19 protein-coding genes and 1 pseudogene are annotated in these 25,353 nt (G+C 73.7%); 13 read left to right on the top strand and 7 right to left on the bottom strand.

What is annotated here, in order from left to right; all coding sequences use genetic code 11:
- Positions 1-110: 110 nt before the first annotated feature.
- The 10 genes from ACZ38L_RS31105 (at position 111) to ACZ38L_RS31060 (ending at position 10,710) form a co-directional block, all read left to right on the top strand.
- The gene (locus ACZ38L_RS31105) at positions 111-1,388 is read left to right on the top strand and encodes an MFS transporter (protein ID WP_465699533.1); all 1,278 of its coding nucleotides are present in this window, start codon (positions 111-113) and stop codon (positions 1,386-1,388) included.
- Positions 1,389-1,511: 123 nt separating this feature from the next.
- Entirely contained in the window at positions 1,512-2,273 is a 762-nt protein-coding gene (locus tag ACZ38L_RS31100) for an ArsR/SmtB family transcription factor (protein ID WP_465699548.1), read from the top strand.
- A gap of 396 nt (positions 2,274-2,669) precedes the next feature.
- Complete coding sequence (locus ACZ38L_RS31095) at positions 2,670-4,904, top strand: sensor histidine kinase (protein WP_465699531.1); 2,235 nt, start codon at positions 2,670-2,672, stop codon at positions 4,902-4,904.
- Positions 4,901-5,326, top strand: coding sequence for a roadblock/LC7 domain-containing protein (locus tag ACZ38L_RS31090; RefSeq protein WP_465699529.1), 426 nt, complete (start codon positions 4,901-4,903; stop codon positions 5,324-5,326). The genes ACZ38L_RS31095 and ACZ38L_RS31090 overlap by 4 nt, the downstream gene beginning before the upstream one ends.
- A 32-nt stretch (positions 5,327-5,358) precedes the next feature.
- The gene (locus ACZ38L_RS31085) at positions 5,359-6,543 is read left to right on the top strand and encodes an ABC transporter substrate-binding protein (RefSeq protein WP_465699526.1); all 1,185 of its coding nucleotides are present in this window, start codon (positions 5,359-5,361) and stop codon (positions 6,541-6,543) included.
- Between the two features lie 166 nt (positions 6,544-6,709).
- Positions 6,710-7,243 (top strand): class I SAM-dependent methyltransferase, encoded by a 534-nt coding sequence (locus ACZ38L_RS31080; RefSeq protein WP_465699524.1) that lies wholly within the window; start codon positions 6,710-6,712, stop codon positions 7,241-7,243.
- A gap of 21 nt (positions 7,244-7,264) precedes the next feature.
- Positions 7,265-7,495, top strand: coding sequence for a hypothetical protein (locus ACZ38L_RS31075; protein WP_465699522.1), 231 nt, complete (start codon positions 7,265-7,267; stop codon positions 7,493-7,495).
- A gap of 101 nt (positions 7,496-7,596) precedes the next feature.
- Complete coding sequence (locus ACZ38L_RS31070; protein ID WP_465699520.1) at positions 7,597-8,340, top strand: PIG-L deacetylase family protein; 744 nt, start codon at positions 7,597-7,599, stop codon at positions 8,338-8,340.
- 77 nt (positions 8,341-8,417) lie between these two features.
- Entirely contained in the window at positions 8,418-8,960 is a 543-nt protein-coding gene (locus ACZ38L_RS31065; RefSeq protein ID WP_465699518.1) for a PadR family transcriptional regulator, read from the top strand.
- 28 nt (positions 8,961-8,988) lie between these two features.
- On the top strand, positions 8,989-10,710 hold the full coding sequence (locus ACZ38L_RS31060) for an acyl-CoA dehydrogenase (RefSeq protein WP_465699516.1): 1,722 nt from the start codon (positions 8,989-8,991) through the stop codon (positions 10,708-10,710).
- An 87-nt stretch (positions 10,711-10,797) separates the two neighbouring features.
- On the opposite strand, the gene dacB is transcribed toward ACZ38L_RS31060, so the two are convergent.
- Positions 10,798-12,390, bottom strand: coding sequence for a D-alanyl-D-alanine carboxypeptidase/D-alanyl-D-alanine endopeptidase (gene dacB / locus ACZ38L_RS31055; RefSeq protein WP_465699514.1), 1,593 nt, complete (start codon positions 12,388-12,390; stop codon positions 10,798-10,800).
- Positions 12,391-12,556: 166 nt separating this feature from the next.
- Positions 12,557-12,895: a hypothetical protein gene (locus tag ACZ38L_RS31050; protein WP_465699512.1), complete on the bottom strand. Its 339-nt coding sequence runs from the start codon at positions 12,893-12,895 to the stop codon at positions 12,557-12,559.
- Positions 12,896-13,082: 187 nt separating this feature from the next.
- On the opposite strand from ACZ38L_RS31050, the pseudogene ACZ38L_RS31045 reads away from it, so the two are divergent.
- A pseudogene (locus ACZ38L_RS31045) lies at positions 13,083-13,811 on the top strand (DUF4190 domain-containing protein); the annotation flags it as partial.
- A 537-nt stretch (positions 13,812-14,348) separates the two neighbouring features.
- Here ACZ38L_RS31045 and ACZ38L_RS31040 read toward each other — a convergent pair.
- The 5 genes from ACZ38L_RS31040 to ACZ38L_RS31020 all read right to left on the bottom strand — a co-directional run bounded on the left by ACZ38L_RS31040 (position 14,349) and on the right by ACZ38L_RS31020 (position 23,862).
- The gene (locus ACZ38L_RS31040) at positions 14,349-15,641 is read right to left on the bottom strand and encodes a cytochrome P450 (RefSeq protein ID WP_465699510.1); all 1,293 of its coding nucleotides are present in this window, start codon (positions 15,639-15,641) and stop codon (positions 14,349-14,351) included.
- 173 nt (positions 15,642-15,814) lie between these two features.
- Complete coding sequence (locus ACZ38L_RS31035; protein ID WP_465699508.1) at positions 15,815-17,206, bottom strand: aspartate aminotransferase family protein; 1,392 nt, start codon at positions 17,204-17,206, stop codon at positions 15,815-15,817.
- Between the two features lie 38 nt (positions 17,207-17,244).
- A complete protein-coding gene (locus ACZ38L_RS31030) occupies positions 17,245-21,276 on the bottom strand; it encodes a Pls/PosA family non-ribosomal peptide synthetase (protein ID WP_465699506.1) in 4,032 nt (1,343 codons plus the stop codon).
- A 499-nt stretch (positions 21,277-21,775) separates the two neighbouring features.
- On the bottom strand, positions 21,776-23,284 hold the full coding sequence (locus tag ACZ38L_RS31025; RefSeq protein WP_465699504.1) for a CYTH and CHAD domain-containing protein: 1,509 nt from the start codon (positions 23,282-23,284) through the stop codon (positions 21,776-21,778).
- Between the two features lie 104 nt (positions 23,285-23,388).
- Complete coding sequence (locus tag ACZ38L_RS31020) at positions 23,389-23,862, bottom strand: MarR family winged helix-turn-helix transcriptional regulator (protein WP_396558815.1); 474 nt, start codon at positions 23,860-23,862, stop codon at positions 23,389-23,391.
- Between the two features lie 94 nt (positions 23,863-23,956).
- Here ACZ38L_RS31020 and ACZ38L_RS31015 point away from each other — a divergent pair, with 94 nt between their 5' ends.
- Together ACZ38L_RS31015 and ACZ38L_RS31010 are read left to right on the top strand one after the other, a co-directional pair.
- Complete coding sequence (locus tag ACZ38L_RS31015) at positions 23,957-24,688, top strand: GTP cyclohydrolase II (RefSeq protein WP_465699502.1); 732 nt, start codon at positions 23,957-23,959, stop codon at positions 24,686-24,688.
- Between the two features lie 42 nt (positions 24,689-24,730).
- Positions 24,731-25,231 carry a VOC family protein gene (locus ACZ38L_RS31010; RefSeq protein ID WP_465699500.1) on the top strand — a complete coding sequence of 167 codons (501 nt, stop codon included), beginning with the start codon at positions 24,731-24,733 and terminating at the stop codon, positions 25,229-25,231.
- Positions 25,232-25,353 lie beyond the last annotated feature (122 nt).

Raw genomic sequence — 25,353 nt, 5'->3', positions numbered from 1 at the left:
CGCGGGTTGACGGCACTCGTCAATCGACGTGCCCGACCGACCGGTCCGGGCGCAGCGTGACGGCCATGAATCCGACACCCCTGAATCCGACACCCATACAGCCGACAGCCATGAAGCCGACAACGGTGAACACGACGGTGACGCAGCCGGCGCGACTGCACCCGGTCCGGCCCGGTACGAGAAGGCGGCGCGGACCGCTCGGCCCGCTGAGCGTCGCGGGCCCGCCGCGGTACGCCGCCGCGCTGCTGGTCGACGCGCTGGGCGCCGGTCTGCTCCGGCCGTTCCTGCTGCTCTACGGCGTGAGCGTGCTCGGACTGCGGCCGGGCGCGGCCGGGCTGGCGATGTCGGCTGGCATGCTGGCCGGTCTGCTGGTGGTGCCACTGACCGGCCGCTGGATCGACCGCGGCGCGCGCGGTTCGGTGGTGGCCGCCACCCTGATGGTCCGGACCGCCGGCTGCGGCCTGCTGCTGGCGAGTGGCGGGCCGGCCGGCTTCACGGCGGCCGCGGTCCTGCTGGGTGTCGGCAGCCAGTCCTTCCCGACCGCGCACGCGGCGACGGTGGCGGAGCTGACGGTGGGGCGGGCCCGGGACACCGCGCTCGCGGCCGGGCGGGCGCTGCGCAACGCGGGGCTGGGCGCCGGGGCGCTGCTCGCCACCGTCGCCCTGACCGGCGGGGCCGGCGCGCTGCGGGCACTGGCCACGCTGACCGCGCTGGCCTGCGCGATGGCCGCGGGCCTGGTCCACTCGCTGCGGGTGACGGCACGTCCGACCGCAGGTCCGGTGGACCGGCACGCTCCGGTCGAGAGCCCCGCCGCCGACCGCGCGCTGCTGCGCCGGATCCGGCTGCTGAGCGCGGCCAACCTCCCGTTCGCGTTCTGCTTCGACGTGTTGGAGGTGGCCCTGCCCGCCCTGCTGGTGACCCGGCTGCACGCCGCGCCCGCCTGGTCGTCCGGGATCTTCGTGGGCAACACCGTGCTGGTGATCGCCGTCCAGCTGGCGGTGGTGCGCCGACTCGCGGGGCGGGCCCGGCGTGCCGCGTTCGGCTGGGCCGGGGTGCTGCTGGCCGGCTCGTACCTGGGGTTCTGGGCGGCGGGGGTGGTCGGTGGGACGGCGGGCGCGGCGGCCGTGGCGGCGGGCGCGCTGCCGTACACGCTCGGGGAGATCCTCTACACCGGGAGCGGCACCGCGCTGGTGGTGGCCGACGCGCCGCCGCGACTGCTGGGGCGGGCGCTGGCCCGCTGGGAGTTCTCCTCCGGGGTCGGGCGCACCCTCGCGCCGGCCACCCTGACCGCGCTGCTGGCGGTCGGGCCCGGAGTGCTCTGGGGTGCGCTGGCCGCCGTCACCCTGCTGGGCGCCGCCGCCGTCGCCCGCTTCGGCCCGGCGTCCTGAGGCCAGGCGCCCGGTCCACGCACGCGGGCCACGCACGCGGACACCCCGGGCGGACACCCCGCGCGGATCCCCTTGATTGACACGCAGGTATTTACCTGCATAACGTGAAGTGTGAGCGCAGAGCTGGACAAGGTCTTCAAGGCGCTGGCCGACCAGACCCGCCGCTACCTGCTGGACCTGCTGCACGAGCAGAACGGGCAGACCCTGGGCGAACTGTGCGCGCGGCTCGCCATGACGCGGCAGTCGGCGAGCCAGCACCTGGCCGTCCTGGAAGCCGCCGACCTGATCAGTACCGTGCGGCGGGGCCGGGAGCGGCTGCACTACCTCAACCCGGTGCCGCTCCAGGAGATCGAGGAGCGGTGGATCGACAAGTTCGAACGCCCGCGGCTGCGCGCGCTCAGCGCCGTGGAACAACGAGCGGAGGAAGCCATGGCCGACAGGCCGACGGTCGTCTATGTCAGCTACGTCCAGAGCACCCCGGAGAAGGTCTGGCAGGCACTGACCGACGCCGAGCTGACCGGCCGGTACTGGGGGCACAGCAACGTCTCGGACTGGCAGGTCGGTTCCACCTGGGAGCACCGACGCACGGACGGCAGCGGGATCGCGGACGTGGTCGGGACGGTACTGGAGAGCGTGCCGCCGACCCGCCTGGTGACCAGCTGGTCGCCGCCCGGCGGCGAGGGAGCCACCCCCTCCCGGGTGACCTTCACCATCGAGCGGTACCACGACATCGTCCGGCTCACGGTGACCCACGAGGACCTGGCCGACGCGACCGAGCGGGCGGACGCGGCCGCCGGCTGGTCGGCGGTGCTGTCCAACCTCAAGACCTTCGTCGAGACCGGGAGGCCGCTCCCGCAGGAACCGTGGCTGGTGCCACGACACTGACCCAGGGGTGTATAGGGGTGGTCGGGCCGACCGCCCCTATACACCCCTAGCGCGGAACCGTGCCAACCGCCCGGGACCGACTGGCGCCTGACGCCACATTTGTAAGCTAAGCTCCCGCCTGACACTGCATCCGGATGATCCTTTCAAGGGTCGATCCCGCGTACGGGAACCGCATGTCAGGTACCTGACCATGGGTCTCCGGGCCTGCCCTCGGACCGCGCGGCGTCGCCGCAGCACCCGCCCAACGCACCGAGTCCCCGCCCGGTCCGCTCCCCCGTCGGACCGAGATCGCAGCCAAGGCACCTACATGACAGACCGTCAGCTGACTCGAACAGCCAGGCCCCTCCGCACCACGGCCGCACCAGGCGATCCGGCTGAGCCGGAGGGCCGGGCCAGGTGAGAATCACCCGGAAACTCACCCTCCTCGCCACCATCCCACTCGTCGCGGTACTGGCCTTCGCCGCGCTGGCCCTGCGCACCACCGCGGGCCAAGCCCTCGACGCCGCCCGGCTGAGGGCCCTGGTGGCCCTCGGTGCCCAGGCCGGTGAACTGGCCCACCAGCTCCAGAACGAGCGCACCGACGCCGCGCTGGTGCTCTCCACCGACCCGGCCGACAGCGCCACCCCCACCGCCGCCTATCTTGCGCAGATCCGCAGCACCGACCAGGACATCACGACCTACCACCGGCTGCGCGAGCACCTGGCGAAGCTGTCCGGCGACACCAACGGCATGTTGCAGACCACCGACCAGGAGCTCGCCCAACTCCCGGCGCTGCGCAAACAGGTGGAGTCCAGCCCCAGCGCCGAGCTGTCCGCCACCACCTTCCAGTACCGGATCCTGGTCGCCGACCTGCTCGGCTACCGCGGTGACACCGCCGAGGCCGGCCGGGCCGACGCCGCCGTCGCGGCCCGGATCAACAGCTCGGTCGCCCTCTCCCAGGCCGCCGAGTACGCCAGCGAGCAGGAGCTGGCCGTGCTGCGCGCACAGGCCGCCGGCGGGCTCACACCGGCCGCCCAGGACAACATCGCCGCCGCGCGGACCGGCTACACCGAGGCCGTGCTGGACTTCGACCGCACCGCCGACCCCGACTGGCAGTCCTGGCTGGACCAGAACCTGGCCGGCGACCTGGTGATCGACGCCGGCCGGTTGGAGGACGACGTCGCCCGGGCCCGCCCCGGTGACCCGCTGCCCGCGACGGACGCCTGGACGGCCGCGATGAACGACCGGGTCGACCGGTTGCAGCAGGTCGACCAGCGGATCGACGCCTCGATCCTGACCGAGGTCACCCAGGTCCGCGACCAGCAGCGGATGTGGACCCTGGGCGAGAGCCTGGCCGTGCTGTTCTCGGTGATCGCCGTGGTGGTGCTGGCGATCCGGCTGGGCCGTCCGATGATCCGCGAGCTGCGCCGGCTGCGGGACGCCGCGCACGCCGTGGCGCACGAGCGGTTGCCCGCCGCGGTCACCGCGCTGACCGCCCGTGGGGCGCTCGGCACGGCCACCCCCGCGGAGTTCGCCGCGGCGGCGGGCGACCCGGTGCGGGTGCGCGGACGGGACGAGATCGCCGAGGTCGGCGCGGCGTTCAACACGGTCAGCCGGGAGGCGGTCCGGATCGCCGCCGAACAGGCCGCCATGCGCGACCGGCTGGGCACCGTGCTGGTCGGTCTGGCCCGCCGTGGCGAGCGGCTCACCGGCGCACTGATCAAGGCGCTGGACGCCGCCGAGCGCGACGAGCACGACCCGGCCAGGCTGGAGCGGCTGTTCGCGCTGGACCACCTGGCCAGCCGGATGGGTCGCAACAACCACAGCCTGCTGGTGCTGGGCGGCGAGGCCTCGGCGCGGGTGCGCGGCCAGGACGCCCCGGTCGAGGACGTGCTGCGGGCCGCGATGGGCCAGATCGAGCGCTACACCCGGGTCGACTTCGGCACCTTCGACCCGGGCGTGCTGATCTCGGCCAAGGCGGTGGACCACCTGGTGCACCTCTTCGCCGAGCTGCTCGACAACGCCACCGCCTACTCCAGGCCGGAGCACCAGGTCACCGTGGAGGCCCGGTTGGTGGCCGACCGGGTCGCGGTGCTGGTCTGCGACCGGGGCATCGGCCTGTCGGACGACCAGTGGCAGCAGGTCAACGAACGGCTGGCCAGCCCGCCGCCGGTGGAGGTCACCGGAGTGCGCGCGATGGGCCTCGCCGTGGTCGGCCAGCTCGCCTCCTGGTACCGGATCAGGGTCGAGCTGCGGCCTCGCCCGAACGGCGGCACGATCGCCGAAGTCACGCTGCCGGCAGGGGTGTTCAGCATCGCGACGGACGCTCCCGGACAGCCGGCGGAGCCGGCCCCGGCCCTCCCCGCAACACCCGCCGCGGTCCGGACGCCCACGCGCCCCGCCGGGCCGGTCGGCACCACCACCGCCGGCCTCCCCCGTCGCCGCCAGCGCGCCGCCGAGCCCGCGATCCAAAGCGCGGTGCCCCACACCGCACCGGCACCCGACACCGCGCCGGCCCCCGAGGAGCGTCGCGACCCCGCCCGGGTCTCCGCCGCGATGGCCGCCTACGCCCGCGGCATCGGGGCCAGCCGCACCGGGCGCCCCGCCCCCACCTCCGTCCTGTCCGACCCCGAACCGAAGGAACACCCGTGACCAGCGCCTCCACCCCCGACCTCGACTGGCTGCTGAACGACTTCGCGGCCCGCGTGCCGGAGATCACCCACGCGGTGGCGGTCTCCGCAGACGGCCTGCTGATCGCCGCCACCCGCGACGTCGAGCCCGAGCGCGGCGACCAGCTGGCGGCGATCGCCTCCGGACTGGTCAGCCTGCTGGCCGGCGCCGGGCGACTACTGGAGGCGGAGCCGGTGATCAGCAACCTGACCGAGCTGCAGGGCGGCTTCCTCTTCTCGATGGCGGTCAGCAGCGGCGCCTCGCTCCTGGTGCTGGCCACCAAGGCCTGCGACATCGGCCAGGTCTCCTACGAGATGGCAGAGTTGATCAACCAGGTGGGCCCGGCGCTCGCCCCGGCCGCCCGCGCGCTGCTGCTGAACTCCGAAGCCGCCACCGCTTCCTGAGCGCCGCCCTCACCAACTCTCCTGGAGCTCCCATGACTTCGGCAAGCCTCGCCCGGGCCGCCGGACCACTGCTGCTCGCCACCGCGCTCTGCGCCACCGGCTGCTCGGCCGGCGGCGGCTCCGCCGCCGCCGACGTCCCGGTGAAGATCGGCCTGCTCGCCTCGCTCACCGGCACCTACCAGTCCGTCGGCACCGACCTGCGCGACGGCTTCCAGCTCTACCTGGACACCCACGGCGGCAAGCTCGGCGGTCGCACTGTCGACCTGCTGGTGGCCGACGAGGGCAACGGCGCGTCCACCGCGCTGCCGGCCGCCACCAAACTGGTGGAGCAGGACAAGATCCTGGCCCTGACCGGCATCGTCGGGGCCGACTCGGTGGCCGCGGTCACCCCGCTGCTCACCCAGAACCGGATCCCGCTGATCAGCTCCAACGGCCGTCCGGTGGTCAAGGACGTCAGCCGGCAGTGGAGCACCAGCTTCCTCTCCAACGAGCCGGGCGCCGCGATCGCGCAGTACGTCAAGGACACCGTCTCCGGCCCGGTCTTCGCGATCGGCCCGGACTACCAGGGCGGTTGGGACGAACTCCAGGGCTTCACCGACGCGTTCACCAAGGACGGCGGCCAACTCGCCAACCCCGGCGGCAAGACGCTCTTCACGCCGTTCCCGCAGACCACCGACTTCACCCCGTACCTCAACCAGATCAAGAACTCCCATGCCAAGGCGGTCTACTGCTTCTACGCGGGCGAGGCGGCGGTGGACTTCGTCAAGCAGTACGCCCAGTCGGAGGTCAAGGACGTCCCGCTCTACGCGGCCGGGTTCCTCACCGAGGGCGGCGTGCTGAACGCCCAGGGCGACGCGGCGAAGGGGATCCGATCCGTCCTCAACTACGCGCCCGACCTGGACAACGCGACCAACCGGGCGTTCGTCGCCGCCTGGCAGGCCAAGCACCCCGGCCCTCCCACCACCTACGCGATGGCCTCGTACGACGCGGCGGCCGTGCTGGACAAGGCGATCGCGGCGGCCGGCAGCGACCTGACCCCGGACACCCTCAACACCGCGATCGGCGGGCTGGGCCAGATCGACAGTCCGCGCGGCGCCTGGCAGTTCGGCCGGACCACGCACTCGCCGGTGCAGAAGTGGTACCTGCGCCAGGTGCAGAGCGATGGGCGGGCGCTGTCCAACCTGACCGTCCAGGACCTGGCCACCATCGGGAACTGACGGTACGACGGAGCACGGCGGGGGCGCCCGGGGGCCGGTTCGACGCGTCCCAGACCCCGGCCGTGGACGGGGCGGCCTTCGGGCCGCCGCTCCTCGTCGCGGCGACCGGCCTCACCCCGACCAGCCGGCGGGCTGCCCCTGCCGCTCCCGATCCGGAGGTTCCCCGTTGACCGCCACCCAGTACGCCTTCGACAACCGCGCCGCCGACGCCGAGGCCCAACTCGCCGTCCTGGAGACCTACCTGGACCCGGTCACCACCCGCCGACTGGACCACCTGGGCGTGCCCGCGGGCGCCCACTGCTGGGAGGTCGGCGCCGGCGGCGGCTCGATCGCGCGGCTGCTCGCCGAGCGGGTGGGCCCGAGTGGCCGGGTGGTCGCCGGCGACCTCGACCGGACCCGGTTCCGGGGCGCGGCCCCGCGGCTGGCACCGCTCCACCACGACGTGCGGAGCGAGCAGCCGCCGGGCGGCTTCGACCTGATCCACGCCCGGCTGCTCCTGCTCCACCTGCCCGAGCGGGACCGGGTGCTGGCCACCCTGGCCGGCGCGCTGCGCCCGGGCGGAGTGCTACTGGTGGAGGAGTTCGACCACAGCCCGCTGCGGGTGCTGGCCGGCGCCGAACCCGCCGAGCGCGCGCTCTTCGCCCGGGTGATCGAGGGCGTGCTGGCCGCGCTCACCGAGCGCGGCGCCGACCTGCACTGAGCCGACCGGGCGTACTCGGCGATGGTGGCGGCGGGCCTGACCGAGGTCCGCACCACCACGCACGCCGAGAGCTGGACGGGCGACGGCGGTGCCCGGCTGCACGAGATCAACTCGCGTCAGCTGGCCGACCGGCTGCTGGCCGGCGGGCTGACCGAGGACGAGCTGGACCGGTTCCGCGCGCTGGTCCGCCGCCCGGAGTTCGCCGCGCTCTCCTACACCCTGGTCTCGGTCTCCGGTCGCCGCCCGCACTGAGTCCGGCGCCGTTCGTAGGCGGGGCCGGGCCGCTGGGCGATAGTGGCGGTGTTCCCCGGTCGGTCCTCGCGGCCGACCGTCCCCGCCACGGAAGGACTCAGATGACCGAGCTGCCCCCGGAGCCGTTTCAGCCGCTCGACGAGGACTGGGAGCGGGCGCTGGCGGTGGTCGCCCACCCCGACGACCTGGAGTACGGCGCGGCGGCCGCCGTCGCCCGCTGGACCGACCGGGGCAAGAGCGTGGTCTACGCCATGGTGAGCAGCGGCGAGGCCGGGATCGACTCGCTCGACCCGGGAGAGTGCCGGCCGGTCCGGGAGACCGAGCAGGTCGCCGCGGCCGGGCTGGTCGGGGTGCACACCGTGGAGTTCCTCGGCCATCCGGACGGCATGCTGGAGTACGGGCTGCCGCTGCGTCGGGACATCGCCCGGCTGGTCCGCCGCCACCGCCCGGAGATCGTGATCACCACCAACTTCCGGGACAGCTACGGCGGGGTCCTCCCCAACCAGGCCGACCACATCGCGGTCGGCCGGGCCGCCCTGGACGCGGTGCGGGACGCCGGCAACCGCTGGGTCTTCCGCGAGCTGACCGCCGAGGGGTACCAGCCGTGGAACGGCGTGCGGCAGCTCTGGGCGGCCGGCTCGCCGCTGGCGCGGCACGCCGTGGACACCACCGACTACTTCGAGGTCGGGCTGGCCTCGCTGCAGGCGCACCAGGCCTACCTGGCGGCGCTGGAGGGGGACATGGCGGACGCTCAGGGCTTCCTGGAGAGGGCGGGCCGGGCCGCCGGCACCCGGCTCGGGGTCCGCTTCGCCGCCGCCTTCGAGGTGATCACCCTGCGCCCGTAGTCGGGCACGGGGTGAGCTGCGTCTCACGCCGCCGCCGCCCCCTTGCTATGCAACTTGTTGCATAGCAAGCTGGGCCCATGGCCCTTGAGCACGCGATCCTCGTCTCCCTGCTGGAGCAACCCGGCTCCGGCTACGAGCTGGCGCGCCGCTTCGAGCGCTCGATCGGCCGCTTCTGGACCGCCACCCACCAGCAGATCTACCGGGTACTCGGGCGGATGGAGACCGACGGCCGGCTGGCCGTGGAACTGGTCCCGCAGAGCGGCCGGCCGGACAAGAAGCTCTACTCGGTCGCCGAACCCGGCCGGGCCGCGCTCGCCGCCTGGCTGCGGCAGCCGGTCGAACCGGAGACCGTGCGGCACGAGATGGCGGTGCGGATCCGGGCCGCCGCCTTCGACGATCCGGCCGCGCTGGTCCCCGAGGTCGAGCGCCACCGGTCCGCACACGCCGAGCTGCTCGACCGCTATCTCACCGGCGAGCAGCGGGACTTCCCCGACCTCGACGCGCTCGACACCCAACAGCAGCTCCAGCACGTGGTGTTGCGCGGCGGTATCGAGTTCGAGCGGATGACGCTGGCCTGGCTGGACGACGTGCTCGCCACCCTGCACCGCCTCAGCAACTGACCCTCACCCCAGACCCCTTGGATGTCCGATGGCCGACGCCCTGCTGTTCAACCCGCGCAGCTACGACCCCGCCCAGTTCGACGAGCCGACCCGGCGACTGCTCCGGGCCACCGTCGACTGGTTCGAGACCCGCGGCAAGAAGGCGCTGATCGACACCTACATCGACCGTGCCTGGTACGCCGACTTCCTCGAGTTCGCCGCCAAGGAGGGCCTGTTCGCCGCCTTCCTGACCCCGGCCGAGCAGGCCGCGGGCGATGACGCCAAGCGCTGGGACACCGCCCGGATCGCCGCGCTCAACGAGATCCTCGGCTTCTACGGTCTGGGCTACTGGTACACCTGGCAGGTCACCATCCTCGGCCTCGGCCCGGTCTGGCAGAGCGAGAACGAGGCCCTGCGGGCCCGCGCCGCCCAGCTGTTGACCGAGGGTCAGGTGATGGCCTTCGGTCTCTCCGAGCGGACCCACGGCGCCGACATCTACTCCACCGACCTGATCCTCACCCCGGACGGCGAGGGCGGCTTCCGGGCCAACGGCTCCAAGTACTACATCGGCAACGGCAACGTGGCCGGCCTGGTCTCGGTGTTCGGCCGCCGCTCCGACGTCGAGGGGCCGGAGGGCTACGTCTTCTTCGCCGCCGACAGCCGTCACCCGGCCTACCACCTGGTCAAGAACGTGGTGAACGCGCAGATGTACGTCAGCGAGTTCCGTCTGGAGGACTACCCGGTCTCCGCCGCGGACGTGCTGCACACCGGCAAGGCCGCCTTCGACGCCGCGCTGAACACCGTCAACGTCGGCAAGTTCAACCTCTGCACCGCCTCGATCGGCATCTGCGAGCACGCGATGTACGAGGCCGTCACGCACGCCCACAACCGGGTGCTCTACGGCCGGAAGGTCACCGACTTCCCCCACGTGCGACGGGAGTTGACCGACGCCTACGCGCGCCTGGTGGCGATGAAGCTGTTCAGCGCCCGCGCGGTGGACTACTTCCGCACCGCCTCCCCCGAGGACCGCCGCTACCTGCTCTTCAACCCGATGACCAAGATGAAGGTCACCACCGAGGGCGAGAAGGTCATCGACCTGATGTGGGACGTCATCGCGGCCAAGGGCTTCGAGGCGGACACCTACTTCGACAAGGCCGCCCGCGACATCCGCGGCCTGCCCAAGCTGGAGGGGACGGTGCACGTCAACCTGGCGCTGATCCTCAAGTTCATGGGCAACTACCTGTTCAACCCGGCCGAGTACCCGGCGGTGCCGACCCGCGACGACGCCGCGGACGACACCTTCCTGTTCCAGCAGGGTCCGGCCCGCGGCCTCGGCGCGATCCGCTTCCACGACTGGCGCGGCGCCTACGACCGGCACGCCCAGGTGCCGAACGTGGCCCGGTTCCGCGAGCAGGCCGACGGCCTGTGCGCGCTGCTCGCCGCGCACGCGCCGGACCAGGCGCAGCAGCAGGACCTGGACTTCCTGCTGGAGATCGGTCAGCTCTTCGCGCTCGTGGTCTACGGCCACCTGGTGCTGGAGCAGGCCGAGTTGACCGGTCTGGACGGCGACCTGCTGGACCAGATCTTCGACGTGCTGGTCCGTGACTTCTCCGCGCACGCCACCGAGCTGCACGGCAAGACCTCGACCACCGAGGAGCAGGCCGCCTGGGCGCTGGCACACGTGCGGCGGCCGGTGGCCGACGCCGAGCGCACCGCGCGGGTCTGGGCGCAGGTCGAGGCGCTCTCCGGCGCGTACGAGATGCGGCCGTAGGGTCCGCCACCCGCCGCTCCCCGGCAACGGGCCCCCGAGCGGGCCGGGTTCCGCCCGCCGGGGGGCGGACGGGACCCGGCCGACCGGTCAGCAGTGCGGCGCGCTGCCGCAGCGGTCCGGGTCGAAGCCCGGTCCGTACCGCCGGGCCACGGGCTGCCGGGCGACCGGCCCGGCTACCGGCGTGCGCGGCGCCGGGCCGGTCGCCAGCCGGACCACGATGGCGTCCAGGATCGGGCGCGGGTCGGCGCCCAGGGTGTCGTTGAAGGCGGCGGAGAAGACCAGCCGGTGCCCGCCCGGATCGGTGACGTATCCCGCCAGCGCGTACACGCCGGTCATCGAGCCGGTCTTGGCGTGCACGTTGCCGGCGGCGGCGGTGCCGGTCATCCGGTCGGCCAGGGTGCCGCCGACCGGCTCCGGGACGCCGGCCACCGGCAGCGCGTCGTACCAGGCGGCGAACCACGGCTCCGACTGCGCCGAGCGCAGCAGCGTGGCCATCTGACGGACGGTCACCGCGTTGTAGCGGGTCAGCCCGGAGCCGTCGCGCTGGCGCATCGCGTTCGGCGCGATGCCCAGGCCGTGCAGGTAGTCGGCGACCGCTTGCAGACCGTTCTGCCAACTGCCCAGGCCCCGCGCGTGGTAGCCCAGCTCCTTGGCCAGGTGCTCGGCGATCCCGTTGTTGCTCTCCTTCAGCAGCGGCGCCAGCAACTCCCCCAGCGTGGCCGAGGAGTGCGAGGCGACCACCGTGGCACCGGCCGCGGTCGCCCGCTCGGCGGTCGGCCGGTCCACGGTGACGCCGTGCCGGGCGAGGTCCGCCCGGAAGACCGCCGCCGCGTAGCCCGCCGGGTCGTCCACGGTGACCAGTTGCTGCTGCGGCGCGCCGCCGGCCGGGACCGTGCCGCTCAGGTCGACTTCGTTGCCACCGGGTCGGCGCTGCACCGAGATTGTCGTCTCGCTGCCCGAACTCCCGGTTTCCAACTGCCCGTTGAGGTGGATCGGGGCGTCCGGTGGGCTGATCCGGACGGTGGCCGGGCGGCCCGCGCCGGCGGCCGGGGTGATGGTGAGCAGTGCGGTGCCGAGGTCGTCGTCCGGCGTCGGCGCGAGGGTGAGCGCGGAGATCTGCGGCGCGTAGTAGTCCGACAGGTCGTCCCAGGCCCAGCCGGTGCCGAGCCGCTCGGCGTCGTACCGGGTGTCGTCGGCGACCAGCGCGCCGGTCACCTCGCGCACTCCGGCGTCGGCGACCTGCCGGGCGAGCCCGTCCAGGTCGCCCGGTTGCAGGCTGAAGTCGCCGCCGCCACGCAGCACCAGGTCACCGTCCAGTACCCCGCCCCGCAGCTCCCCCGCGCGCAGCACGTCGGTGCCGAAGCGGTGGTCTGCGCCCAGGGCGTGGGTGGCCGCGGCGGAGGTGACCAGTTTCAGGGTGGAGGCGGGCAGCAGCAGGCCGTCCGCCTGGTGCTGGTAGCGGGTCTCGCCGGTGCTCGCGTCCTGGACCAGGACGCCGGCCTGCGCGCCGGCCAGCCGCGGATCGGTCAGCAGGGCGTCCAGGTCCGCGCCGAGTGCGGAGTCGGTGGCGGGCCGCAGGGTGGCGCCGGTGGGCCGGTCGGCCCGGGCCATGCCGAGCAGGCCGGCCAGCAGGCTCGCGGCGGCCAGCGGGATCACCAGACGATGACGGAATCGGGTCACGGCTCCTCCAGAGCGGAGATGGTCACGCTTCGGAGGCTAACGAGCACGTTCCGCCCGCCCCGGGTTCCGCCGCGCCGGCAGCCGGGCGATCCCGGGCCGATCCGGACGGCCCGCGGCCGGCCGCGCCGCGCGAGGCGGGGCGACCGGCCGGGAGGGAGGAGCGTGGTCAGGCGTGTGGCGCGGGACGGTGGTGGCGGGCGTTCCAGTTCCCGATCATCCGGGCCGCCAGGCCCAGCATCGCGATCACGGTGATCCCCCAGAACACCGCGAAGGCCACCACCACGCCCTTGGTCTGGATCTGCGCACCCGCCAACCCGAGTCCGAGCGAGGCCCAGAACCAGTAGAAGACCGTGGAGATCCGGAGGTTGTACAGCCCCTCCAGGGCCCGGCGCAGCAGCCCGGGCTTCTTGGCGGGCGGGGTCCCCGCAACGGCGGTGGCGGCCTCGTGCCGCGGCTCCGTCGCGACCGCCGGGACGGCTCGCTCGCCTTCGTTTCTCGGTTGCATCGCGGCCTCCTCCAGGATCGGGCCGGCGGTGCCGGCACGACACGCGTGTTTCCATCCTGCCTCCGCCCGGCGCCGTCCGCAGTCCGTGCCCAGCCCGGAATCGCGCGGTCGGTCGGTGCGCGAATCGGCTAGGGTCCCACTTCGATCGAACGGATGCGCGACAGCGCGAGGGTGGGGAACCGACAGCATGAGCACGCACGACGAGCAGCAGCACGCCCCGGAGCCGGTCGACGCCGAACCGGCGGCGGGGCGGACCACCGGGACCACGGCCGCCGCTACGGCGGACCCGCGAGCCGACGACCGCCCGGCCGACCCCTGGGCCCCGCCCGGCCCCGACGCCCCGCCGGTCGACCGCCCGGCCCCAGCCCCCGGCCAACCGCCGTACGGCGCACCACCGTTCGCCGGCCAGCCGTACGGTCCCTTCGGTCACCCGTTCGCGCCCGAGCAGCCGAGCCACACCGGCGTCAACGGCCTGGCGATCACCTCCCTGGTCACCGGCCTGACCTGCTGCCTCTGGCCGGCCGCGCTCGGCTTCGGGATCGCCGCCCTGGTCCAGCTCTCCAAGCGCCGCCAGCGCGGCCGCGCGCTGGCGGTGGCGGGCGTGGTCCTCGGCGGGCTCGGCCTGCTGGCCGGCGTGGGCGGGGGCGTCGCCCTGTACGTCGCGGGCAAGGACGTGCCCGCGGGGAGCATCGCGATGAGCCGGGCCCAGCCGGGCGACTGCTTCAACCGCCTCTCCGGCCGGTTCGCCAACCGTCTCCAGCTGGTCCCGTGCACCACTCCACACCAGGACGAGGCGATCACCGTCGTCCAGCTGTCGGACCCGGCGTTCCCCGGCCGGAGCGCCGCGTCCGCCGAGGTCCGGCAGAGCTGTGCCGGCTCCGCCGAGACGTACGTCCGGGACCTCTGGACCGTCCCGCGCTCGGTGCGCACCAGTTACCTCTACCCGGGCACCCCGCTCGAATGGGACGCCAACGACCACACGGGCCTCTGCCTGCTGGAGGACCGCGACGGCAAGCTCTCCCGGCAGTTGCGCCTCGACACCGACAGCCTGACCCCCGACCAGGTCGACTTCCTCGCCGCCGTCGGCCCGCTCGACCTGGCCACCCGCGACCGCCCGGCCGACCTGTCCGGGGCGACCCCGGACGAGCTGACCGAGTGGGCGCAGTCCTACCTGACCGGCCTGGAGGAGGCCGAGACCGGGCTGGACAAGCCGGGCTGGCCGGACGCCGCCAAGACGCAGATCGCCGCCCTGGTCACCGAGTTGCGCGCCGAGGGGCCCACCTGGAGGCGGGTCACCCCCGGAGCGGCGGGGCCGGTCGATCCCGACCAGCTCGACTCGGCGCTCGCCCTCAGCTCGCAGCAGCAGGAGAGCGCCGCCCGGGCCGCCCTCGGCCTCACCGCCCAGCCCGCCTACGAGGTCCCCGACCCCAGGCCGCCGGCCCGGCCTCGGCCGTCAGCGCGTGACGGCCGGCGGGGTGAAGGCGAAGCCGAGCCGGCGTACCCGGTGGTCGAAGCTGGACGGCACCAGTTCGGGTCCGCCCACCGAGTGCAGGTCGGGCAGCCGGGTGAACAGCTCCCGGTAGAGCGCCTTCATCTCCTGCCGGGCCAGGTGCGCGCCGAGGCAGAAGTGCGGGCCGCCCCCGCCGAAGCCCAGGTGCGGGTTGGGCCGCCGGGTGATGTCGAAGACGTCCGGGTCAGTGAAGACGGCCTCGTCACGGTTGGCGGAGCCGTAGAAGAGCACCACCTTCTCGCCGGGCAGCAGCCGCACCCCGCCCAGCTCCTGCTCGGTGGCGACGGTCCGGCGGAACTGGATGATCGGGGTCGCGTAGCGGACGATCTCGTCCACGGCGCCGTCCAGGTGCTGGTCGAGGTCGCCGAGGAGCAGCGCCCGCTGCTCGGGGTGGCCGGTCAGCAGGTGCAGCCCGTGCGCCAGCGCGTTGCGGGTGGTCTCCACGCCGGCCACCAGCAGCAGCGAGAAGAAGGCGCCCAGCTCCCGCCCGGTCAGCCGCCGGCCGTCCAGGTCGGCGGTGACCAGGGCGGAGATCAGGTCGTCGGCGGGCCGCCGGCGGCGCTCGCGGCCGAGCCCGACCACCATCGCCTGCATCCGGGCCAGCGCCCGCAGTCCGCGCCCCGGGATCCGGATCCGCCGGTGCAACGGCCGCCGCACCCCGGTGTGCTCCGAGGCGTCGTTGACCTCGCGCAGGATCGCCGGGCGGCGCTCCGGCGGAATGCCCATCAGGTTGCAGATCACCTGGAACGGCAGCTCGGCGGCGACCGAGCCGACGAAGTCCGCCGGCCGGTGCGCGATCAGCTCGTCCACGACGGTGGCCGCCACCCGTCGGATGTCCTCCTCCACCCGGGCGACCAGGCGCGGGGTGAAGGCCCGCGAGACGATCCGGCGCAACTGGGCGTGGCGCGGGTCGTCCAGGTTGACCATCGAGTCGCCGAACAGGACCCGCACCCAGCGCGCCGGCTCCGGCGTGGTGACGCCCGGCCCGCTCAGGAAGGCCCGCGGGTCGCGGCTGGCGGCCACCACGTCGGCGTGCCGGACCAGTGCGTGGAACCCGCGCTCGGCGCGGAACCGGGAGGCGGGCCGCTCGACGAAGTACACCGCGCCGCCGAGTCCGCGCAGCCGCCGGAACGCCGCGGCCTGCTCCGCCGCCGGCAGCCGCCAGAACGACGGATCCGCCAGGTCCACCCCGACCGCCGGCTCGAGCGTCCGGCCCACCGCGGCCGCCGCACCCATCGCGCCACCTCCCGGTTCGCCCGCGCCGTTCGGGGCAGGGACGGGAATTGTTATCCAGGAGCGGGATCACGGTGTCAAATCGGCGTTTTCCCGGAAATCTGACAACCATTCCGTGAGAAAGCCGATCGGCGGCCGGGCAGGAGCTGCCGGCCGCCGATCGGCGCGTGACCCGCTCACGCCTCCAGCTGGTACTCCGTGGTGACCCGGAGCGCCTGCGTGATCGCGTCCAGCAGGATCGAGCAGGCCGTCTCGACGGTCTCGGCGGTGACGTTCAGCGGGGGCATCAGCCGCACCACCGCGTCGTCCCGGCCGCCGACCTCGACGATCAACCCCTGGCGCAGCGCTCTGGCCTGGACCGCCGCCGCCACCGAACCCGCCGGCTCGCCGGTCTCGGGATTCGTGAACTCCACGCCCCACATCAGGCCCCGGCCGCGCACCTCGGCCACCCACGGGTGGTCCGCCAGCCCCGCGAGCCGGTCCGCGATCTGCTCGCCACGGCGGACCACGTTGCCGAGCACGTCGTCCCGGCGGATGATCCGGATCGCCTCCACCCCTGCGGCGAAGGCCAGTTGGTTGCCCCGGAAGGTTCCGGTGTGGGCACCTGGCGCCCAGGTGTCCAGCTTCGCGTCGTACAGGATGACGGCGACCGGAGCACCGATACCGCTCAGCGCCTTGGACGCGACGATGACGTCGGGCTCGATGCCGTACTGCTCGAAGGCGAACCAGGTGCCGGTCCGACCGCAGCCGGTCTGCACCTCGTCGACGACCAGCGGGATGCCGAGTTCCAGGGTCAGCGCGCGGACCCGCCGGACGAACTCCCGGGTGCCGGGCACGATGCCGCCCTCGCCCTGCACCATCTCCAGGACCACCGCGGCCGGCAGCGGCACCCCGCCGTTGCCGTCGCGCAACGACCGTTCGAGGTAGCCCGCGCAGTTGGTCTCGCAGCTGGCCGGGGTCAGGCCGATCGGGCAACGGGTGCAGTAGGAGTACGGGAAGAAGTGCACCCCGGGCATGCCGTTGGGCACCGGGCGCTTCTGCGAGACCAGCCCGGTGAGCGCCATCGCGGCATGCGAACTGCCGTGGAAGCCGCCCTGGAAGGAGATCACGTCCCCGCGCCCGGTGGCGGTCTTGCAGAGCTTGAGGGCGGCGTCGACGGCGTTGGCACCGGTCGGACCACAGAAGTGGATCTTCATGCGGTCCCGCAGGTGCGGGTCCAGCATGGAGAGCTGGGCCTCGGTGAAGGCGTCCTTGACCGGGGTGGGGAAGTCGAGTCCGTGGGTGAGGCGGCCGAGCTGCGCGGTCACGGCCGCCACCAGCTCGGGGTGGTTGTGGCCGAGCGAGAGCACCCCCGCGCCGGCCAGGAAGTCGATGAAGACGTTGCCGTCCACGTCCCGGACCAGGCTGCCGGACGCCTCGGCGATGGCGATCGGCAGCCGCCGGGGGTAGCTGCGGGCGTTGGACTCGTGGCGTTCCTGACGGGCGAGGAGTTCGGCCGAACGGGGACCGGGCAGGTCGCCGCCGACGTACGGACCGGTCCACGTGTCGGGCTGGTCGAGCAGGGTCATCAGGTCTCCAGGGTTAAGGGGAGCCGGAGGGGGTGGAGTCAGCTGGGCCGGGCGGGAATGCCGCGCCACCGGGTGTGCCGCGGCAGGCGTTCGCCCTTCATCACCAACGACAGCGCGTCGAGTGCGGTACCGGCACCGACCTCGGCGTCGTAGAGGACGACGCACCGCGGGCCGATCGAACTGCCCGGTCCGACGGTGACCTTGGACATCTTCATCACCCGGTCCTCGAACAGGTGGGTCTGCAGCGAGGTGACCTCGTCGACGGCCGCGTCGTCGCCGACCTCGACCAGGTCGAACTCGGTCAGGTAGGTGGTCTGCAGCCAGACCCGGCGGCCGATCCGGGCGCCGAACAGCCGCATCACCCAGCAGGACAGCGGGGTCCCGGTGAGCCCTCTCAGCAGGCCGGGCACCACCAGGTTCTCGAACAGGCCGGTGATGAGTTCGGTCCGGCGAACCCAGACGCCCCACAGCGGTTCGACCCGCGGCCGGTACCGGCCGATGACCAGCCACTTGAGCGACACCACGACCAGCGTGTCGAACACCCCCATCCCCAGCAGCAGCGCCGGGCCCAGCAGCAGGACCAGCAGCGGCGAGCAGAGCTTGGCGAGTTCGATGCCGGTGTACAGCGCGCCCAGGGCGCCGAAGGCGCCGATCGTCCAGGGCAGGGTCACCCGGAAGTACTCGATCAGCAGGCGCACGGCGATCAGTCCGGGGCTCGGGTCGTAGGTGTACTTGGCGGGGAAGGCCTGGCTCTCCTCGCGGCGGGGCAGGAAGAGCGCCGGTGAGCCGAGCCAGGTCGTCTCGGAGGCGATCGGGCTGTCGGGAGCCACCGAGTGCACGCCCAGCAGGCTGTTCTCACCCATCCGGCAGCCACCGGGCAGCAGCGCGCCGTTGCCGACGAAGCTGCGCCGGCCCACCTCCGCCGGGGCCAGCGCGATCCGGCCGCGGTGGAAGACCGCGGGGGCCACCACGCTGACGTCCGCGACGAAGCTGCGCTCGCCGATGACCAGCATGTCCGGGTCGACGAAGCTGACCGTCGCCACCTCGGCCCAGCGGCCGGTACGGGCGCCGAGCAGCCGCAGGAACGGCACCAGGTAGAGCGTGGAGTAGAGCGACTGGGTCAGCGTCAGGCTGGTGGTCAGCAGACCGTCACTGATCCACTTGCGGACCCCGAACCCACTGCGCTCCGGGTGGATGCCGGCCCGGACCCGGGGGAGCACCATGCGCTTGACCGCGACCACCAGGGTGCAGGTGGTCAGCACGAAGACCGGTCCGGCCGCCGCCGTGGCCGTCAGTGCCCAGCCCAGCCCGCCCGCCCAGGCCGCGAGGCCGACGATCGAGGAGCCGGCGGAGGCGATCAGCAGCGGCGCCAGGAGGAGCAGCAGCGCACCGGCGAGGTACCCGGCCAGCACCCGGACCGGCCAGGGTCGGTCGTCGGGGTCCGCGGCCATGGCCTGGAGCACCGGCGGCGCCGCCTCCTGACGGACCGCCGGGGAGCCGGCCCAGTGCTCACCGTCCGGTACGGCCTGGTCCGCGGGCAGCAGGGACTGCTCGCCGAGCGAGGCGCCCCGGCCGAGCACGCTCCCGGCCCGCACCACGCTGTTGGTCCCCAGGTGGCTCCGGTCGCCCAGCCGGACCGGGGCCAGCCGCAGCCAGCCGTCCTCGACCGAGTAGCACTGCACCCGGGCGCCGTAGCCGACGCTCACCTCGTCGCCGATCTCCACCAGGCTGGGCAGGCCGGGCGGGGACGACAGGTGGCAGCCGCGGCCGACCCTGGCGCCGAGCAGCCGCAGCAGCGGCGGCAGCAGCGGGGAGCCCGCCAGCAGGCCGACCGGTGCCAGCGCCAGCACCTTGGTGTAGAGCCAGAACCGCAGGTAGGTGACGCCCCAGAGCGGATATCGGCCCGGGCGGACGCCGGCCAGCAGCAGCCGGCAGCCGAGCACAGGGAGCAGCAGCAGGTCCGTCAGGACCCAGCCGATCTCCAGCGGCACGAACTCCGCGACGCTCAGGTGCGCGAGGTGCCCCAGCAGGCTGCCGGCGGCCAGCCCGGCCAGCGGCACCCGCCAGGCGGCCAGCAGCCGGTACAGCAGCACCAGGGCCGGCAGACCGGTCAGCAGCAACCAGCCGTACAGCGCGGTGACCTGAGCCAGGCCGCAGGCGGCCACCCGGGCGGTGGAGTGCCGACGGGCCGGCGGAGCCTGCACCGCCGGCGGCCGGCGGGCCGGCGGGCCGGCGTCGGCCACGAACTCGGCGAGGCCGCGCACGGTGGGGTGGGCGTAGAGGTCGGCCATCGCGAGGTGGCCGAGCTCCGGCACCCGGCGCAGCCGGGAGACCAGGCGGGCCGCCGCCATCGAGTGGCCGCCGAGGTCGCAGAAGAAGTCGTCCTCGACCGAGGGCTCCGGACCGCCGAGGATCTCCTGCCAGACGCCCGCGAGTTGTTGTTCCAACGGGGTCCGGGGCGCGGCGTGCGGGCGGGAGCGCCGGCCGAGCGGCGGTGAGACGGGCGCGGGCAGCGCAGCGCGGTCCACCTTGTCGGCGGCCAGCAGCGGGAAGCCGTCGAGCACCTCGACGTGGGAGGGGATCATGTAGTCGGGCAGCCGGCGCCGCAGCGAGCCGTGCAGGCGTTCGCGCAGCTCGTCACGGTATCCGTCGGCGGCCGGGGCGCGGTCGGTCAGCGTGATGTAGCCGATCAGGTCCTGGACGACGCCGTCCTGCTCCCGCGGCGTGACCACCGCGTTCTCCACCGCCGGGTCCTCACGCAGCAGTTGCTCGATCTCCGCGAGTTCGACCCGGTAGCCGCGGATCTTGACCTGGGTGTCGATCCGGCCGAGGAACTCGATCTCGCCGAACGGGCCGATCCGTCCCAGGTCGCCGGTGCGGTAGATCCGGGGGCTCGCGGCCCGGTCGGTTTCCACCGGGTTGACGACGAACCGCTCGGCGGTGAGTTCCGGCCGGTTGAGGTAGCCGATCGCCACGCCGGGGCCGCCGACGCAGATCTCGCCGCTCACGCCGTCGGGGACCGGGCGCAGTTCCTCGTCGAGGAGGTAGACCCGGTAGCTGGGCAGCGGCCTGCCGATGGTCACCGGTCGACCGGCCGACAGCTCGGTCCAGGTCGCGCTCACCGTCGACTCGGTGGGACCGTAGACGTTGAGGATCCGGCGGCCCGGCCGGGACCAGCGGCGCACCAGGTCGGGCGGACAGGCCTCGCCGCTGACCAGCAGGTTGCGCAGCGCGGGCAGTTCGGCCTCGATGGTGCTCAGGAGGGTCGGTACGCAGCAGAGCACGGTGATCGCCTGCTCGGCGAGGAAGGCACCCAGCCCCTCTCCGACCCGGCGGTCGTCGGTCGGTCCGGCCACCAGTTCGGCACCCGCGACCCACGCCGGCCAGATCTCCTCGATCGAGAAGTCGAAGGCGATCGACAGGCCCTGGTAGACCCGGTCCTGCTCGGCGACCTGGTAGATCGGTGCGACCACCCGCAGGAAGTTGACGATGTTGGCACAGGAGACGGCCACGCCCTTGGGCCGTCCGGTGGTGCCGGAGGTGTAGATGACGTAGCAGACCGCTTCCGGATCAGCGTCGACGAGCAGGCGGTCATCCGACTGATCCTTTAACTCACCTTCCAGCTGGTCGAGTTCGAGAACATGACAGGGCAGGCCTCGGGTCAGCTGGCGCAGCCCGGAGGTGGTCACCAGGGCACCCAGTCCGGCGTCCCGCGCGATGAATCCGACCCGGTCGGCGGGGAACAGCGGGTCGAGCGGCACGTAGCAGACCCCGGCCTTGAGGGCCGCGAGAAGCGCGACATAGGTGTCCGGGGAACGTTCGAGCAGGATTCCGACGGGCCGGCCGCCGGCGGCCCCACGCTTCCTCAGCAGTCGGGCCAACTGGTTGGCCCGACGGTCGAGTTCGGCATAGCTCAGGCTGGCGAAGCCACAGCTGACCGCGATGTTGTCCGGGACCCGGTCGCAGGTCCGCTCGAAGTACTCGGCCAGCCGGCGAACCCGCGGCGGGACCCGGAGCCGCGGGGGCGGTGAAGCGTCCGGCGTGTCTCCCGACGCGAGAAGCTGCGACATTGGTTCCACACCTGACACGGCCCCTCCTGTTCTGCGAAATAAATGGATGCGGTAAATGCGTATCACGTCCACTCGTTGGACGTCCTTATTAAACCTTCACGGACACACCAAGGCTTGGTAATATTTCCACATGGGGGCAGCCGGAAAGGCTACCGAGGGCCAACCGAAATAGTGAACGTCGAGCGTCAGTCCGACCGGCCGACCGCTCTGCCGTGACCCTGTCGGCTGGCCGCCATCTGTGCGAGAACCACTCGTCTGCGCGACCGACGGCCTCCTGGCCGGGCATGCAGAGGAACGAAGAGGTCGGCCCGACGGCCGCCCGTCGAAGCACGGTAAGTGGCTCTCGTTGATTTCTCGTTTTCGAGTTCCGTCCGGGAGTTCACCCGGCGGTTCTCGAATCCCGGGGAGCGGCGGGGATCAGCCCGCCGGAATAGCCGCCGCGGCCGGGGCCGGATGTTCCGCGCGTTCCCGCGCGCCTGGACCCGGTGGCGGGCCGGGCTCAGCCCAGCTCGGCCAAGCTCGCCTTGGCGGCCCTCCGCCAGGCCGTCCGCGCGGTCGCCAGCTCCGCCTCGGCGTACTGCCGTTGGCGGGCGTAGAGGATCCCGAAGCCGAACCCGTTCAGGCCCTCCGAGCCTGCCACCGAGGCGAGTTCGGGGAGCAGCCGCTCGGCGACCACGGCGTCCTGGTAGCCGCCCAGGGCCTCCTGGACCGCCCGCATCCGGCGGGCCAGCTCGGCGCCGCCGGGGCCGACCAACTCAGCGGTGTAGCGAGCCCGCTTGGCCGCCTTGCGGGCGTCGTGCAGCGCCTCGTCCCGGTGCGGGCCGACCTGTTGGGCCAGCGCCGCGCGGATCCGCCGCCGGGTACGCCGCCGCTCGCGGCGCAACAGGCGGGACGACTCGGCGGCACCGCGCGCCGCCCGGGCCCGCAGCGGGGGCTCGGCGGCCAGCTGCTCCAGGGCCGCGAGGAGCGCGAAGTACCTTTCGCCGTCCAGGAATTCACGGGCCTCCCGGTGCGCCTCCCGGTACCGCCGGTCGGACCAGTCGGTGATCCACTCGGCCAGCCGGGCGGGTTCGGCCACCGCGGGCAACTCGGCGGCCTGGCCGGCCAGTCGAGCCCCGGTGGTCTCCGCGTCACGGGCGGCGCCCAGGACCTGGCCGAGCAGCCGCAGCTCCTCGCGCAACCCCTCGGTGCGGCCGGGCCGCAGCAACGGTCGCGCACTGGTGAGGGCGGAGCGCAGCCGCCGGGCGCAGACCCGCATCCGGTGCACCGCGTCGGGCTCGTCGCGTCGCACCGCGCCGTCCAGCGCGAGCAGCGCGGAGGTCTGCGCGCGCAGGTAGGCGGTGAGCGCCGCGCCCGTACTGCCGGATTCGGGCCGCACCGGGTGAAGCGCCGGGCCGGACGCTCCCGGGTAGCGGACGGCGGCCGGGGCGAGCGGGCGCAGCCGACGGCGGCGCAGCTTGCGGTCGAGCACCCGCAGCAGCCGGCGCCGACCGTGCAGCAGGGTGACGGCGGTCTGCGCCCAGCCGGCCGTCTCGGCGTGCCGGCGGTCCAGCACCTGGGCCCGGACCTCGTCCCCGTCCAGCCGGGCCAGGGTGCGGCCGCGGGCGTCCAACAGCAGGGTGCGGGCGCGGCTGGTGCGCACCCGCAGCACCGGCCGCAGGGCGGCGCCGCGCGCGTAGGCGCGGACCAGTTCGGCAGCCTCGGCCGGGATCTCGGGCGCCTGCTCGGCCGGCCGAGCGTCGGCCGGTTCGGCCCAGCTCAGCTCCCGGAGCGCGCCGGCCTCGCCCGGCAGGGTCAGCAGCCAGCCCGGCCGGCCGCCATCGGTGCGGCGCCACAGGGCCACCCCGTGTGCCCGCAGCCGCAGGTCGGCGGTGTCGTAGTGGACGGCGTCCGAGTCCTCCGCGCCGGCCTCCACCACCTCGGCGACGCCCGGCAGCCCGCCGGGGCGGACCGGCCGGTCCAGCAGGCCCTGGTAGGTCCGGGCGCGTTCCGCGGGAAACTTCGCCATGGGACCAAGCTTCCCGCGCCAAGGGCCGCTCCGCCACACCCTCGACGCGCCCCCGGACGGCCCGACAGCCCATCAGGAGCCGCGCGGGCTCGGGCCGCCCCCGGTCACCCCGTGCCGCGGTCCCGCGCGCGCAGTCGCCGAGCCACCTCGCCGAGCGACTCGGCCAGCACCCCGAGCCGGTCCCGGTCGAGGACGTCGATCAGCGCCGCGCGGACCGCCCCGACGTGCCCCGGCGCCGCCGCCCGCAGGACCGCCGCGCCCTGCTCGGTGAGTTCGGCGAAGACGCCGCGCACGTCACTGGGACAGGACCGGCGGCCGACCAGGCCGGCCTTCTCCAGCTGCGCCACCTGGTAGGTGAGGCCACTCTTGGACGTGACCAGGCGCTCGGCCAGCTCGGTCATCCGCAGTGCGCCGTCCGGGGCGGCGGAGAGGTGGACCAGGATCTCGTACTGGGTGTGCGACAGCCCGGCATCGTCCTTGAGCTGCTGTTCGACGTGGCGCGCCACGAGGTTGCTCGCCGCGACGAAGCCTCGCCAGGCCGCCATCTCCTGCTCGTCCAGCCACCGGGTCTCTGCCATGGGCACAGCCTAGCGCCGTTGTTCAAATTTGAAGCGAGGTGTACTGTCCAGACAGAGTTCAAATTTGAACCATTCCAGACCCGGAGAACGGAACATGCCCGCACCCGAGCGCATCACCGCCGAGCAGCACCCGCTCCCGCCCGCCCGGGTGCGGACCCGGGTACGCGTCCCGCTGCACTTCGCCGACGGCTTCCAGGTCGAGGCCGAGGTGATCACCTTCCACGGTCTGGCGGACGGCGCCGAGCACCTGGCCCTGGCCCTCGGCGACCCGGCCGGACCGGGCGGACCGGCCGGGCTCGGAGCGTCGGACCCGTCGACGTCCGGCGACCGGCCGGCGGTCCCGCTGGTCCGGCTGCACTCCGAGTGCCTGACCGGCGACGTCTTCGGCTCGGCCCGTTGCGACTGCGGCCCGCAGCTGCGCGAGTCCGCCGAACGGATCGCCGGGGTCGGCGGCTACCTGCTCTACCTGCGCCAGGAGGGCCGCGGCATCGGCCTCTACAACAAGCTCGACGCCTACGCGCTGCAGGACGGCGCCGACGGCCTGGACACCTACGCCGCCAACGCCGCGCTCGGCCTGCCCGAGGACGCCCGCGACTACACCGCCGCGGCCCAGATGCTGCACACCCTGCGGGCCATCCGGATCGACCTGCTCAGCAACAACCCCGACAAGGCCGGCCAGCTGGCCTCGCTCGGCATCGAGGTGGGCAGCCGGGTGCCGACCGGCGTGCACTCCTCCCCCAGCAACCTGCGCTACCTGCACACCAAGGCCGCGGGCACCAGGCAGACCCTCGGCCACGCCCTCCGCCTGCTGCCCGTCGCCCGCTGACCACCCGGTCCGCCTCAGCCCCCTCGGCAAGGAGAAACCCCGATGCCCGTCCGCCGTCTCAACCACGCCGTGCTGTACATCCGCGAGGTGGCCCGGTCCGTCGAGTTCTACACCGACGTGCTCGGCTTCAAGGTCGATGTGGAGATCCCCGGCCGCGCCGCCTTCCTGAGCGCCCAGGAGACCCTGAACGACCACGACCTCGGCCTCTTCGCGATCGGCGCCGACGCGCCCGGCCCGCAGCCCGGCCAGGTCGGCCTGTACCACCTGGCCTGGGAGGTCGGCACCCTCGGCGAGCTGGCCGAGATCGGCCGCCGGCTCGACGAACGCGGCGCCCTGGTCGGCGCCACCGACCACCACGTCTCCAAGTCCTTCTACGCCAAGGACCCGGACGGCAACGAGTTCGAGGTGATGTGGCGGGTTCCCCGGGAGGACTGGCCGGGCCCGGGCGCGCAGCCCGGCATGCGCCGGCTCGACCTCGCCGCGGCCATCGCGCGCTGGGGCACCGACCTCGCCACCGGGGCCGCCGCCGGGTCGGCCACCTGAGCACCGTCCGGAGCCGCCACACGCCGTCGGGGGGGGGGGGGGGGGGGGGGGGGGGGGGGGGGGGGGGGGGGGGGGGGGGGGGGGGGGGGGGGGGGGGGGGGGGGGGGGGGGGGGGGGGGGGG

Source organism: Kitasatospora sp. NPDC024654 (genome assembly GCF_055559155.1).
The sequence above is the reverse complement of the archived record's forward strand: the minus strand, read 5'-3'. Positions and strand labels throughout refer to the sequence as shown.